Below are 13,475 nucleotides of genomic sequence, written 5' to 3' on the forward strand. Positions count from 1 at the left end.
CCTAGCGAGGACCCATGCTCGGCTATATCGGCAGGCGCATCCTCGCCACCATCCCGGTCATGGCGGTGGTCGGGCTGTTCGTCTTCAGCCTCCTGTACTTCGCCCCCGGCGATCCGGCCGCGATCATCGCGGGCGATCAGGCGAGCCCCGAGGATATCATCCGCATCCGCGCCACGCTCGGCCTCGACCGGCCGTTCCTGGTGCGGTTCGGCGAATGGTCCTGGCAGATCATCCACGGGGATCTCGGCACCTCGATCTTCACCAACCTGCCGGTCACCACCATGATCGGCCAGCGGGTGCAGCCCACCGTCTCGCTGATGCTGGTCACCCTGGTCTTCGCCATCGCGGTGGCGGTGCCGCTCGGCGTCGTGGCCGCCTGGAAGGCCGGCACCCTGATCGACCGCCTCGTGATGGGGCTCGCCGTGATGGGCTTCTCGGTGCCGGTCTTCGTGGTCGGCTACATCCTGGCCTACGTCTTCGCCCTCGAACTCGGCTGGCTGCCCGTGCAGGGCTACACGCCGATCGAGCAGGGGCTGTGGCCCTGGCTGTCGAACCTGATCCTGCCCGCGGTGACGCTCGGCCTCGTCTACATCGCGCTGATCGCCCGGGTGACCCGAGCCACCATGCTGGATGTGCTGAGCCAGGATTACGTCCGCACCGCCCGGGCCAAGGGTCTGTCGCAGGGGCCGGTCCTGTTCATCCACGCCCTCAAGAACGCCGCGGTGCCGATCGTCACCGTCATCGGCATCGGCATCGCCCTGCTGATCGGCGGCGCGGTGGTGACCGAGACAGTCTTCGCGATCCCCGGCCTCGGCCGGCTCACGGTCGATGCGATCCTGCGGCGCGATTACCCGGTCATCCAGGGCGTCGTGCTGCTGTTCAGCTTCGTCTACGTGCTGGTGAACCTCGCCATCGATCTCTTCTACACCGTGCTCGACCCGAGGATCCGCTATTGACCGCGACCGTCGCGCCCTTCCCCGATCGCGCCCCGCAGGCGGGCGCTCCGCCCGGAGGCACGCTCTCAAAGGCCTCGCTGCCGCCGGGCCTCGCCGTCGCGGCGCCGCTGCCGGACGTGATCCCGGTGCGCAAGCACCGGGGCCCGGTCTGGACCTATGTCCGGCGCAACCCGACCATCGTGGTCGGTGGCCTGCTACTACTCATCGTGTTCCTGATGGCGGCGCTGGCACCATGGCTCGGCACCGTCGATCCGACCGCCCTGGCGCCGGCCAAGCGGACCCGGATGCCTTCCGCGCAGTACTGGTTCGGCACCGACATGCTTGGCCGCGACGTCTACTCGCGGGTGGTCTACGGCGCCCGGGTCTCGCTGCTGGTCGGCTTCTCGGTGGCGTTCCTCGCCTCGATCGCGGGTCTGGCGGTCGGACTCGTCTCCGGCATGGTGCGCTGGCTCGACGGGATCGTCATGCGGGTCGTCGACGGCATGATGTCGATCCCGCCGATCCTGCTCGCCATCGCGCTGATGGCGCTGACCCGCGGCTCGGTCCAGAACGTCATCGTGGCGATCACCATCGCGGAGATCCCGCGCGTCGCCCGCCTCGTACGCGGCGTGGTGCTGTCCCTGCGCGAGCAGCCCTACGTGGAGGCGGCGGTGACCACGGGCACGCGGATGCCGGCGATCATCTGGCGCCACATCCTGCCCAACACGCTCGCGCCCATGACCGTGCAGGCGACCTACATCTGCGCCTCCGCGATGATCACCGAGGCGATCCTGTCGTTCATCGGCGCGGGCGTGCCGCCCTCGACGCCCTCCTGGGGCAACATCATGGCCGAGGGCCGGGCGCTCTGGCAGGTGAAGTTCTACATCATCCTGTTCCCGGCGATCTTCCTGTCCACAACCGTTCTGGCGGTGAACCTCGTCGGCGACGGCCTGCGCGACGCCCTCGATCCCCGCATGGCGAAAGATGTCTGAGATCGGACGCGTGATGAGCGGCGCACCCCTCCTGTCGATCGAGAACCTGCAGGTCCATTTCCGCACCCCCGACGGGGTCAACCGGGCGGTGGACGGGGTCTCGTTCGCGATCGGATCGGGGGAGACCCTGGCGATCGTGGGCGAATCCGGCTGCGGCAAGTCGGTGACCTCGATGTCGATCCTGCGGCTCCTGCCCGAGCCGCCGGCCCGCATCGCCGGCGCGATCAAGTTCGAAGGAAAAAACCTCCTCGATCTGCCGGACCGCGCCATGCGCAAGATCCGCGGCAACGACATCAGCGTGATCTTCCAGGAGCCGATGACCTCGCTGAACCCGGTGCTGACGGTCGGCCGCCAGATCGGCGAGACCCTGCGCCTGCATCAGGGCTTGAGCCGGCGCGAGGCCGAGGAGCGGGCCGTGGAGATGCTGACGCTGGTCGGCATCCCCGAGCCGCGGCGCCGGGTGCGGGAATATCCGCACCAGCTCTCCGGCGGCATGCGCCAGCGGGTGATGATCGCCATCGCGCTCGCCTGCTCGCCGAAACTCCTGATCGCCGACGAGCCGACCACGGCGCTGGACGTGACCATCCAGGCCCAGATCCTCGACCTGATGCGCGACCTGAAGGCCCGGGTCGGCGCCGCCATCATGCTGATCACCCACGATCTCGGCGTGGTCGCCGAAGTCGCCGACCGGGTGGTGGTGATGTATGCCGGCCGCAAGGTCGAGGAGGCGCCGGTCCGCGAGCTGTTCCGGGCGCCGCGCCACCCCTACACGCGCGGCCTGATGGGGGCGGTGCCGAAGCTCGGATCGGTCGAGCACGGGGCCGACGCGCGGCTCGCCGAGATCCCCGGCATGGTGCCGAGCCTCAAAGGTCGGATCGAGGGCTGCGTCTTCGCCGGCCGCTGCCCGGACGTGACCGACCTGTGCCGCACCTACGCGCCGGCCCTGGAGCCGAAGGCCCCGGGCCATCTCGCCGCCTGCCACTACGCGCCGAAGGACGCCCTCGCGGCATGAGCGCCACGCCCGCACCCGTCGGTCGCACCCTGCTCGAGGTCAACGACCTCAAGAAGCATTTCGCCCTCGGCGGCGGCCTGTTCGGCCAGTCCAAGCGCGTGCTGAAGGCGGTGGACGGCCTGTCCTTCACGGTCGCCCGCGGCGAGACCCTGTCGCTCGTCGGCGAATCCGGCTGCGGCAAGTCCACTGTCGCCAAGGCGCTGATGCGCCTCTACGCCCCCACCGCCGGCCAGGTGGTGCTGGACGGGCGGCGCATCGACGACCTTTCGCCCGGGACGCTGCGGCCCCTGCGGCGGCACATCCAGATGGTGTTCCAGGATCCGTTCTCGTCGCTCAACCCGCGGATGCGGGTGCGGGCGATCCTGGCCGAGCCGATCCACAATTTCGGCCTCGCCCGGAATAAAGCCGACTTGGAGAGCCGGCTGGCCAGCCTGATGGAGCGGGTCGGCTTGCCGCGCGAGGCGCTGGGGCGGTTTCCCCACGAGTTCTCGGGTGGCCAGCGCCAGCGCATCGGCATCGCCCGGGCGCTCGCCGCCGAGCCGGACCTGATCATCTGCGACGAGGCAGTCTCGGCGCTCGACGTCTCCGTGAAGGCGCAGATCGTCAACCTGCTGCGCGACCTGCAGCGCGAACTCGACCTCGCGATGCTGTTCATCTCGCACGACCTCGCGATCGTCGAGCACATGACCCACCGGGTGGCGGTGATGTATCTCGGCAGGATCGTCGAGATCGGCCCGCGCCGCGACATCTTCCTGGCCCCGAAGCACCCCTACACCCAGGCCCTGCTCTCGGCGGTGCCGATCCCCGAGCCCGGGGCCGGGCGCACCCGGATCGTGCTCAAGGGCGACGTGCCGAGCCCGATCAACCCGCCGTCGGGCTGCCGCTTCCATACCCGCTGCCCCCACGCCTTCGACCGCTGCCGAACCGAGGTGCCCGGGCTCGATGCCGTGGGCGCCGGCCACTTCGCGGCCTGCCACCTCAACGACAAGGCCGTGCCTGCCAAGGCGGCCTGACCCGGAGCCAGACGTGCAGCACGACCTCATCCTGAAGGGCGCGCGGGTCATCGACCCGTCGCAGAACCATGACGGCCTCTGCGATGTCGCCTTCGCGGACGGCCGGGTCTCGGGCTTCGGCCGCGACCTCCCGGCCGGCCCGGGCACGCAGGTGCGCGACATGGCCGGCGCGATCGTCACGCCGGGCCTGATCGACCTGCACACCCACGTCTACTGGGGCGGCACATCGATCGGCATCGACGCCGACGAATTCTGCCGCACCTCCGGGGTGACCACGTCGGTTGATACCGGCAGCGCCGGGCCCGGCAACTTCGCCGGCTTCCGCAAGCATGTCATCGACCGCTCGGAGGCGCGGATCCTCGCCTACCTGCACGTTTCCTTCGCGGGCATCTACGCCTTCTCGAAGACCATCATGGTCGGCGAGAGCCAGGATCCGCGCCTGATGGCGCCCCGCGAGGCCGTCGAGGTCGCCGAGGCCAACCGGGACGTGATCATCGGCATCAAGGTCCGGGTCGGGCGCAATTCCTCGGGGGACCAGGGCACCGCGCCGCTCGGCATCGCGCTTCAGGTCGCGGAGGAGACCGGCCTGCCGCTGATGGCCCATATCGACGAGCCGCCGCCGAGCTACGAGGAGGTGCTGGCGATGCTCCGCCCCGGCGACGTGCTGACCCACGCGTTCCGGCCCTTCCCCAATTCCCCCGTGACCGCCCAGGGCGCGGTGAAGCCCGCCGTGCGCGAGGCCCGCGCCCGGGGCGTGCTGTTCGACATCGGCCACGGCAAGGGCTCGTTCGCGTTCAAGACGGCGCGGGCCATGATGGCGGGCGGCTTCCTGCCCGACACGATCTCGTCGGACGTGCACCAACTCTGCATCGACGGGCCGGCCTTCGATCAGGTCACCACCATGTCCAAGATGCTCTGCCTCGGCATGAGCCTCACCGACGTGATCGCCGCCTCCACGGTGAACGCCGCCGTGGCGGTGAAGCGGATGGAGTACGGCACCCTGAAGGTCGGCGCGCTCGGCGACGCCACCGTGCTGGCGGTCCGGGACGGTGCATTCGACTACGTCGACACACGCGGCGAGCACATGACCGGCGCGCAGCGGATCACCGCCGAGGGCGTGGTGCTCAAGGGCCGATGGTGGCACCCGACGTAACGGATCAGGACAGGTGAATTAGGATATCGGTCCTGTTACATACAAAATAACGGCCTTTACAGCCTGTTCGGCGCACCGATACACTTTCCCGTGAGGGCCAAGCCATCGTGGAGCCCTCAGCGAAACGCGCACCAAGCCGCGGCGCCCGGGAGGATGGATGGATACGGATCGACCTCTTCTGGAGGTGGACGGCGTCACGCTTCGGTACAAGACACGGGACCATCTGGTAACCGCGACCTACCGGGTGAGCTTCCAAGTGTTTCCCGGGGACCGGTTCGTGCTGCTGGGCCCTTCGGGTTGCGGGAAGTCGACGCTGCTCAAGGCCGTGGGCGGCTACATGGCCCCCACCGAGGGCGAGATCCGCCTCAAGGGTCGGCCGGTCACCCAGCCCGGTCCCGACCGCATGATGGTGTTCCAGGAATTCGACCAGCTCCTGCCCTGGAAGACGGTGCGCCAGAACGTCGTGTTCGCGCTCGAAGCCTCCGGCCGGCTCACCGGCAAGGCCGCGCGCGAGCGGGCGGACCTGTACATCGACAAGGTCAACCTGACCCGCTTCGCTGACAGCTACCCGCACACGCTGTCGGGCGGCATGAAGCAGCGCGTGGCCATCGCCCGCGGCATGGCGATGGAGCCCGACATCCTGCTCATGGACGAGCCGTTCGCGGCGCTCGACGCGCTCACACGCCGGCGCATGCAGGACGAGCTTCTGGCCCTGTGGGAGGGCACACGCTTCACCGTTCTGTTCGTGACCCACTCGATCCCGGAGGCGATCAAGATCGGCGCGCGCATCCTGCTGCTGTCGCCCCACCCTGGCGAGGTCAAGGCCGAGCTCAACAGCGCAGCCACGCCCGAGGCCGCGCTGGCCCTTGAGAGCCGCATCCAGCAGATGCTGTTTGCCGAGGAGATCCCGGAGGCCGAGAATGTCTAGCGCCCCAGTGCTCGCCCAACCGCGCCCCGCGCCGCCCGTGGCGCCGGGTCCGTCCGCAGGCATGCCGCCCCGCCCGGCGCCGTCGGCCCGGCCCGAGATCGAGTACGCGCTGGGCCCGGCCCGGGGCGGGGCAGGCGCGCCGGTGGTGGAGAAGCCGCTGTCGCTCTTCGAGCGCCTGTTCAACCAGGGCTGGCTGCGCAAGCTGGTGATCCTGGCGGTGCTGGCCGGGATCTGGGAGGCCTACGGGCGCTACCTCGACAACGACCTCCTGTTTCCGACCTTCTCGGCGACGGTGGAAGCCTTTGTCCGGGGCATCATGGACGGCACGCTGCCGGCCCGTGCTTGGTCGTCGCTCAAGGTCCTGCTGATGGGCTACGCGGCCGGTGTGGGGCTCGCGAGCCTACTCACGGGGCTGGCGATCGCCTCGCGGATGGGCACGGATGTGCTGGAGACGCTGACCGCCATGTTCAATCCGCTGCCGGCGATCGCGCTGCTACCGCTGGCGCTGATCTGGTTCGGCCTCGGCAATGGCAGCCTGATCTTCGTGCTGGTGCATTCGGTGACCTGGGCGATCGCGCTCAACACCCATTCGGGCTTCCTGTCGGTGAGCCGAACGCTGACGATGGTGGGGCGCAATTATGGGCTCTCGGGTCCGCGGCTGATCGGCAAGATCCTGATCCCGGCGGCGTTCCCGGCCATCCTGACGGGTCTGAAGGTGGGCTGGGCTTTCGCGTGGCGCACGCTGATCGCGGCCGAACTGGTCTTCGGCGTGTCGTCGGGCTCTGGTGGGCTGGGGTGGTTCATCTTCGAGAACAAGAACATGCTCGACATCCCCAACGTGTTCGCCGGGTTGCTAACCGTGATCCTGATCGGCTTGGTGGTCGAGAACCTGATCTTCCAGACGATCGAAGCGCGCACCATCCGGCGCTGGGGCATGCAGGCCTGAGATAGCCCGGTCCCGGCAGAACGCGTCCCGCCGGAGCGGACCCCGCAATGCGACGCAGACCCGGTGTATCTGACCGGGTCTCGGCCTGCGCGTGCGACGGTGTGGGCCTGAGCGGCGATGCCGCCGCGCCCGAGGTTTCCCAGGGGCGGATCCGGGCGTCAACGCGTGGGGCGATCCCCGGCCGATCCCACCACCGCGCGAAGTCCGATCAACGGCGCCGCTCGAACGACCGCGATTCGCTATCCACACCTCCGTCCTCCGTCGCGGTCCGGAACGGTCTCATCCCGTAAAAAATGATCCACGCACAGGCCGAGACGATATTGGGCGTCAGTGACGAACAATGATGCTATAAGTAGCCTCGATTTATGGCTGTACCGTTTGAGGATAACCTTGTTCGCAGCTGAATGTCGGCCGAGATGAATTAAATTTCTCTCTTCTCGGCAGGATTTCGGTCAAGGACGTCTTGACACAAGCGTGGGTTTTGCTTTTGGAACCATCGACGCCACCCTTGAAAGATTTGATCGGACTCGCGCTGTGCCCGAAAGAAATCCAGAGACTGCCCTCGAGCGCGTCAAGCTCGCTGCCGAAATCGTTGCGGCTTATGTCTCGAACAATCCCGTCCCGCCGACCGCACTGCCCGAGCTGATGGCGGGCGTGCATGCGACGCTGAACAATCTCGGCGGGCCGCGCACCGTCGAGGCCGCGCCGCCGGTCGAACAGCCGACGCCCGCGCAGATCCGCAAGTCGGTCCAGCAGGACGGTATCACCAGCTTTATCGACGGGCGGTCCTACAAGACCCTGAAGCGCCATCTCACCGCCCACGGCCTGACGCCCGAGCAGTACCGGGAGCGCTACGGCCTGCCGGAGGATTACCCGATGACGGCTCCTGGCTACGCCGCGCAGCGCTCAGCGCTTGCGAAGGCGATCGGCCTGGGCGTCCCTGGCGGCCGGGTCGATCAGCGCCGGACGGGTACGAACGGCTGATCGGCGTCGCGCCGCGCTGCGCTCTGTCGATCCGCTCTGCTCCGGAACGGCAGCACCTGCGCGGTCATCGGATCGGACTGGAACCACCGACCGAGATCGGGGCGTGCGGGCCGACCGAAGGTGTCGGCCCAGCTCAGCCTGATGACTTCGCCCGGCATCACCGGGCCCGCGGGTTCCGCATCCGACAGTGCCACCTTGCGCTGACCCGCGCCGATCCAGCGCGTGACCCGTTTGTCGGCCCCGCGGCGCAGCGAGGGCGGCACTTCCGGCAGGGCGCGCTTGGCGGATCGCCGGATATCGTCGGGCTGGTCTGAAGTGGACACGCTGAAAGAATCCCGGCCGCGTTCGAGGTGCGAGCGTGGACGGATAGCGGGTTCGGCCGTGGATCCGCCGGGGGCGCTCGACCCTCGACACGACACCATCCTACCGAAAGGCCCGATTCTCGACAGGGCAACTCTGTCCAAAAAACTTGTCTCAGCGTCCCAGATGGGCCCGATTTTGGCTCGAGAGGCGCTCAGGACACGTGTGTGCCCGGGACGGCCGCCAGCAGGCTGCGCGTATAAGCGTGCTCCGGGGCGGCGAATAGGTCGGCGGTGCCCCGCATCTCCACGATGGCGCCCCGGTGCATCACGGCGATCCGGTCGCAGATCGTGGCCGCCACCCGCAGGTCGTGGGTGATGAACAGCATCGCCAGCGACAGGCGCTGCTTCAGGTCCTCCAGCAGGTCCAGCACCTGCCGCTGGACCGAGACGTCGAGCGCCGAGACCGCCTCGTCGGCCACCAGCACGTCCGGCTCCATGGCGAGCGCCCGGGCGATGCCGATGCGCTGGCGCTGGCCGCCCGAGAAGGCGTTCGGGTAGCGGGCGGCGGCCTTGGGATCGAGGCCGACGAGGTCGAGGAGGCTGCGCGCCCGCTCGCGCGCCTCGGCGGCCGGCACCCCATGGGCGATCGGGCCCGCCGTGATGATCTGTTCCACGGTGCGACGGGGATTCAGCGACGCGAACGGATCCTGAAAGATCATCTGGATGCGGCTGCGCTTGTCGCGCAATTCGGCCTTCCCGAGGGCCGTGTAGTCGAGGTCGCCCAGCCGGACCGTGCCGCCGTCGGGCTCGATCAGCCGGATGGCGAGCCGCGCCGTGGTCGACTTGCCTGAGCCGGACTCGCCGACGATGCCCAGAGTCTCGCCACGGCGGACATCGAAGGAGACTTGCCTGACCGCCGCCACGATCCGTGGCTTGCCGAACAGGCCGGCGCGTCCCGCATAGGTCTTGGACAGGCCGGTCACCGAGAGGGCGACCGGGGCCGCGGCCAGGGGTGGGCGCGCCGGCGGTGTGAGGCTCGGGACGGCGGCGAGCAGCGCCTTGGTGTAGGGCGCCTGGGGATTGCGCAGCACCGCTTCGGCCGTGCCGGATTCCACCAACCGCCCGCGCTGGAGCACCGCCACGTGGTCGGCGATCTCCGCCACCACGCCGAAATCGTGGGTGATGAACAGGACGCTCATCCCGCGCTTCTGCTGCAGATCGCGGATCAGCCGGAGGATCTGGGCCTGGGTGGTGACGTCGAGGGCCGTGGTCGGCTCGTCGGCCACCAGCACGGACGGCTCCAGCGCCAGCGCCATGGCGATCATCGCCCGCTGCCGCTGGCCGCCGGAGAGCTGGTGCGGATAGGCCCGCACCGCCTCCTCGGGATTCGGCAGGCCGACCTCGGTGGCGAGCGCCACCGCCCGGGCCCGGCGCTCGCTGCGGCTGAGCAGGTTGTGGGCCTCGAACATCTCGGCGATCTGGTCGCCGATCCGCATCACCGGGTTCAGCGCCGTCATCGGCTCCTGGAACACCATGGCGATGCGCCGGCCGCGTAAGCGGCGCCACGCGGGCTCGTCGAGGGTCAGGAGGTCCCGGCCCTCGAACAGGATCGTGCCGGCCGTCGGCTTCAGCGCCCGGGGCAGGAGGCCGGTCAGCGCGTAGGCGCTCATCGACTTGCCCGAGCCCGATTCCCCGACCACGCACAGGATCTTCCCGGCCTCGAGGTTGAGGTTCAGGCCCTCGACCGCGTGCGGGCGGTCGGCGCCCTTGGGGAGCGCGATCGTCAGATCGCGGATGCGGACGACCGGCTCGCTCATGGTGTCAGGCCCTCGCTGTGCGGCGGCGGAGGATGTCGGGCCCGGCCTCGCCCAGATCCCAGAACAGGCCGGCCATGATCGCCATGCCCTCGCGGGTGCCGGAGGCGAGCATGTGCTCGTCCGGCCCGTGCTGGCGGCAGGCCGGGTAGGAATGCGGCACCCACAGGGTCGGCAGCCCCAGGATCTCCGAGAAGGCGTCGTTCGGCAGCGAGCCGCCGAGGTTCGGCAGCAGCGCCGGTTTTTTGCCACTGCTCACCTCGATCGACTGGAGCGCCCATTCCACCCACGGATCCTCCACCGGCAGCCGGGTCGCCTGAAAAACCTCCGCGGCGCGGGCCGGCCGAACGTCGATCATCGGGAAGCCGTGCGCGTCGAGATGGGCGCGGACGTTCGGGATCAGGTTCTGCCAGTCGGTGCCGACCACGAAGCGCAATTGCAGGGTCGCCTTGGCGTGGGGCGGCACGGCGTTGAGCGGCCCGTCCGGATCGCCGGTCTTGAAGGCCAGCACCTCCAGGGTGTTCCAGGCGAAGACCCGCTCGGCCGGGGTGAGGCCCGGCTCGCCCCAGTCGGAATCGATCGTCGGCGCGGTCGGGTCCTCGCCGACGCGGATGTCGGCGAGCGCCGCGCGCACGCCCTCGGGGATCGGCGGCGGCCGCAGGGCTTCCACCAGGATGGAGCCGCGGGCATCGACCATCGAGGCGATCGCCGAGGCCAGCACCGTGCCGGGGTTGCGCAGCAGGCCGCCCCAATTGCCGGAATGGTGCGGGCCTTCCCGCAGATCGAGGTTCAGCTCGAAATTGTAGGCGCCGCGGGAGCCCAGGAACAGGGTCGGGCGCGCGCCGTTGAGCCGCGGTCCGTCCGAGGCGATCAACACATCGGACCGCAGCGCCTCGGCCTGCGCCCGGCAGAACGGCCGCAGGCCCGGGGAGCCGGATTCCTCGCCCATCTCGATCAGCAGCTTCACGTTGAAGCCCAGCCGCCCGTCGCGGGCCGCGATCACCTGCTCCAGGGCGGCGAGGTTGAGGACGTGCTGCCCCTTGTTGTCGGCGGTGCCGCGCCCATACCAGCGGTCGCCCTCGACCACGATCTCCCAGGGGCCGAGGCCCGCGCGCCACTGCTCGGGGTAGCCCCGCACCGTGTCGCCGTGGCCGTAGATCAGCACGGTCGGCAGGTCGGCGGTCTCGTGCCGCTCGGCGATCAGGAAGGGCCCATGCACCCCGTCCGGGTTGGGGAAGACCTTTGGGGTCGCGAAGCCGAGCCGGGTGACCAGCGGCGCGATGAAGGCGTCGAGATAGGCGCGCAAAGCCGCCTCCTGGCCGGGGGCCTGGCTCTCGGTGGGCATCGCCACCGCCTCCCGCAGGAGGGCGAGGAACGCGCCCGAATCGAAGCTGTCGGTGGCGCGCGCGATGGCGGCGTCTCGCGTCATGGTGTGTTTCCCGTGAAACATTTTGGTGCCGTGCCACCCGGATCCTCGCCGGAGGGCATCGTCAGTGGCGCGCCTCGGGCGCCGTGATGTCGCGCAGGCCATCCCCCAAGAGGTTGATCGCCAGCACGAGGAGGAGGAGCGCCACGCCCGGGATGGTGATCACCCAGGGTTGGAAGAACATGTACTGCTTGCCCTCGGCGATCATCAGGCCCCAGGACGGCAGGGGCGGCTGCACGCCCAGCCCGAGGAACGACAGGGCAGCCTCCAGCAGGATCGCGTGGGCCATCTCCAGGGTCGCCACCACGATCAGGGCGTTCATGATGTTGGGCAGGATTTCCTGGCCGATGATGCGCAGGTCCGAGAGCCCGACTGCCCGCGCCGCGCTGACGAAATCCTGGTTGCGGATCTGCTGGGTGGCGGCGCGCGTCACCACGGCGAAGCGGTCCCAGAGCAGGAAGCCCAGCACCAGCACCACCACCTTTAGGGAGCCGCCGACCAGCGCCGCCATGGCGAGCGCCACCAGCACCACCGGCATGGCGAGCCGCGTGGTCACGATGTAGCTCACCACCGAATCGACCCAGCCGCCGAAATAGCCGGCGCATAATCCGAGCACCGTGCCGATCAGCCCGGAGATCAAAGCCGCCGAGAGGCCGATCAGCAGGGAGATCTGGCCGCCATAGAGCAGGCGGCTGAGGTAGTCGCGGCCGAGCTTGTCGGTGCCGAACACATGGTCCCAGGTGCCCTTGGCCTGCCAGATCGGCGGGATCAGGCGGCGGGACACATCCTGCGCGTAGGGGTCGTGCGGGGCGATCAGCGGGGCGGCGAGCGCCGCCAGCACGATCAGCCCGAGGATCCCGGCGCCGATCAGGAAGCCGGTGTGGCGCAGGCCCCGCCGCAGGATCAGGCGGGTGGGGGAGGGCACCGGCGCCAGGGCGATCGGCACGTCCGGGGGCAGGGCGGGGGCGGCGAGCGCTGCCGTGTCGGGGGGGAGGCTCATGGCGGGCTCCATCCTCATGCCAGGCGCAGGCGCGGATCGAGGAAGGCGTTCAGCAGGTCGGCCGCGAGCGTCAGGCCGATGTAGATCATGGCCAGAACCAGCACGATCGCCTGGACGACGGGGAAGTCGTTGCGGGCGATGGATTCCCAGGCCAGCTGGCCGAGGCCCTGGAGCGAGAACACCGCCTCGATCACGATCGAGCCGCCGAGCATGAACCCGAACTGCACCGCCGACAGGGCGATCACCGGGATCACGGCGTTGCGGAGCGCATGGCGCACCAGGATTTTTCTGGGCGGCAGGCCCTTGGCGCGGGCGGTGCGGACGTAGTCGGAGGCCAGCACCTCCAGCATGCCGTTGCGGGTCAGCCGCATCACGGCGGGCATCGCGTAGTAGCCGAGCGCGATCGCCGGCAGGACGAAGTTCTTCCACGTGGCGTTGCCCGAGACCGGCAGCCAGCGGAGATTCACGGAAAAGATCAGGATCAGCGTCAGGCCGAACCAGAAGCTCGGCATCGCCTGGCCGAGCACCGAGACGGCGAGCGCCGTGCGGTCGATCCAGGTATCCCGCTTCACGGCCGCGACGACGCCCAGCGGAATCGCCACGAACAACGCCACGGCCAGCGCGATGAAGCCGAGATAGAGAGTGATCGGCAGGCGGGCGGCCAGCAGGTCGATCACCCGCTCGCGGAAGTAGAAGGAATTGCCGAAATCGAGGTGCAGCGCCCGCCAGCCCCAGGTGAGGAACTGGGTCAGCATCGGCTGGTCGAGCCCGTAATCCTGGCGGATCTGGGCGATCTGCGGGCCGGTAGCCTCGGGCCCGGCGATCGCGGTGGCGAGGTCACCCGAGAGATGGAGGAGCAGAAAGCTCGCCACCGACACCGTGAAGGCCACCGCCAGGGCGACCAGGATGCGCCGGACCGTGAAGGCCAGCATGGCTCAGGCTTCCTTTTGGAGATGCGGAACTCGCGGCG

Annotated in this window: 13 protein-coding genes; 8 read left to right on the plus strand and 5 right to left on the minus strand. The window is 69.3% G+C overall.

Annotated elements, in window-relative coordinates:
- The first annotated feature begins 14 nt into the window (after positions 1 to 14).
- From OXS49_RS29790 to OXS49_RS29825, 8 genes are all read left to right on the plus strand, one after another.
- Positions 15 to 956, plus strand: coding sequence for an ABC transporter permease (locus OXS49_RS29790; RefSeq protein ID WP_244006957.1), 942 nt, complete (start codon positions 15 to 17; stop codon positions 954 to 956).
- A 77-nt stretch (positions 957 to 1,033) separates the two neighbouring features.
- A complete protein-coding gene (locus tag OXS49_RS29795) occupies positions 1,034 to 1,927 on the plus strand; it encodes an ABC transporter permease (RefSeq protein ID WP_267428260.1) in 894 nt (297 codons plus the stop codon).
- 13 nt (positions 1,928 to 1,940) lie between these two features.
- Positions 1,941 to 2,939 carry an ABC transporter ATP-binding protein gene (locus OXS49_RS29800; protein WP_244006956.1) on the plus strand — a complete coding sequence of 333 codons (999 nt, stop codon included), beginning with the start codon at positions 1,941 to 1,943 and terminating at the stop codon, positions 2,937 to 2,939.
- Positions 2,936 to 3,952: an oligopeptide/dipeptide ABC transporter ATP-binding protein gene (locus tag OXS49_RS29805; RefSeq protein ID WP_244006955.1), complete on the plus strand. Its 1,017-nt coding sequence runs from the start codon at positions 2,936 to 2,938 to the stop codon at positions 3,950 to 3,952. Before OXS49_RS29800 ends, OXS49_RS29805 begins: the two co-directional genes overlap by 4 nt.
- Before the next feature lie 13 nt (positions 3,953 to 3,965).
- Entirely contained in the window at positions 3,966 to 5,105 is a 1,140-nt protein-coding gene (locus OXS49_RS29810; protein ID WP_244006953.1) for an amidohydrolase/deacetylase family metallohydrolase, read from the plus strand.
- A 157-nt stretch (positions 5,106 to 5,262) separates the two neighbouring features.
- A complete protein-coding gene (locus OXS49_RS29815; RefSeq protein ID WP_267428255.1) occupies positions 5,263 to 6,033 on the plus strand; it encodes an ABC transporter ATP-binding protein in 771 nt (256 codons plus the stop codon).
- Positions 6,026 to 6,979, plus strand: a complete 954-nt coding sequence (locus OXS49_RS29820; protein WP_244006950.1) for an ABC transporter permease — start codon at positions 6,026 to 6,028, stop codon at positions 6,977 to 6,979. Before OXS49_RS29815 ends, OXS49_RS29820 begins: the two co-directional genes overlap by 8 nt.
- A gap of 534 nt (positions 6,980 to 7,513) precedes the next feature.
- Positions 7,514 to 7,963, plus strand: coding sequence for a MucR family transcriptional regulator (locus OXS49_RS29825; protein ID WP_244006949.1), 450 nt, complete (start codon positions 7,514 to 7,516; stop codon positions 7,961 to 7,963).
- Here OXS49_RS29825 and OXS49_RS29830 read toward each other — a convergent pair.
- From OXS49_RS29830 to OXS49_RS29850, 5 genes are all read right to left on the minus strand, one after another.
- A complete protein-coding gene (locus tag OXS49_RS29830) occupies positions 7,936 to 8,286 on the minus strand; it encodes a hypothetical protein (protein ID WP_244006948.1) in 351 nt (116 codons plus the stop codon). The genes OXS49_RS29825 and OXS49_RS29830 overlap by 28 nt on opposite strands.
- 191 nt (positions 8,287 to 8,477) lie before the next feature.
- A complete protein-coding gene (locus OXS49_RS29835; RefSeq protein WP_267428256.1) occupies positions 8,478 to 10,082 on the minus strand; it encodes an ABC transporter ATP-binding protein in 1,605 nt (534 codons plus the stop codon).
- Between the two features lie 4 nt (positions 10,083 to 10,086).
- Positions 10,087 to 11,508, minus strand: a complete 1,422-nt coding sequence (locus tag OXS49_RS29840) for a M20 family metallopeptidase (protein WP_267428257.1) — start codon at positions 11,506 to 11,508, stop codon at positions 10,087 to 10,089.
- Between the two features lie 61 nt (positions 11,509 to 11,569).
- The gene (locus tag OXS49_RS29845) at positions 11,570 to 12,505 is read right to left on the minus strand and encodes an ABC transporter permease (protein WP_267428258.1); all 936 of its coding nucleotides are present in this window, start codon (positions 12,503 to 12,505) and stop codon (positions 11,570 to 11,572) included.
- 14 nt (positions 12,506 to 12,519) lie between these two features.
- Positions 12,520 to 13,437, minus strand: a complete 918-nt coding sequence (locus OXS49_RS29850; RefSeq protein ID WP_267428259.1) for an ABC transporter permease — start codon at positions 13,435 to 13,437, stop codon at positions 12,520 to 12,522.
- Between the last annotated feature and the right edge of the window lie 38 nt (positions 13,438 to 13,475).

The organism is Methylobacterium sp. GC_Met_2 (genome assembly GCF_026540795.1).
Taxonomy (GTDB): Bacteria; Pseudomonadota; Alphaproteobacteria; order Rhizobiales; family Beijerinckiaceae; genus Methylobacterium.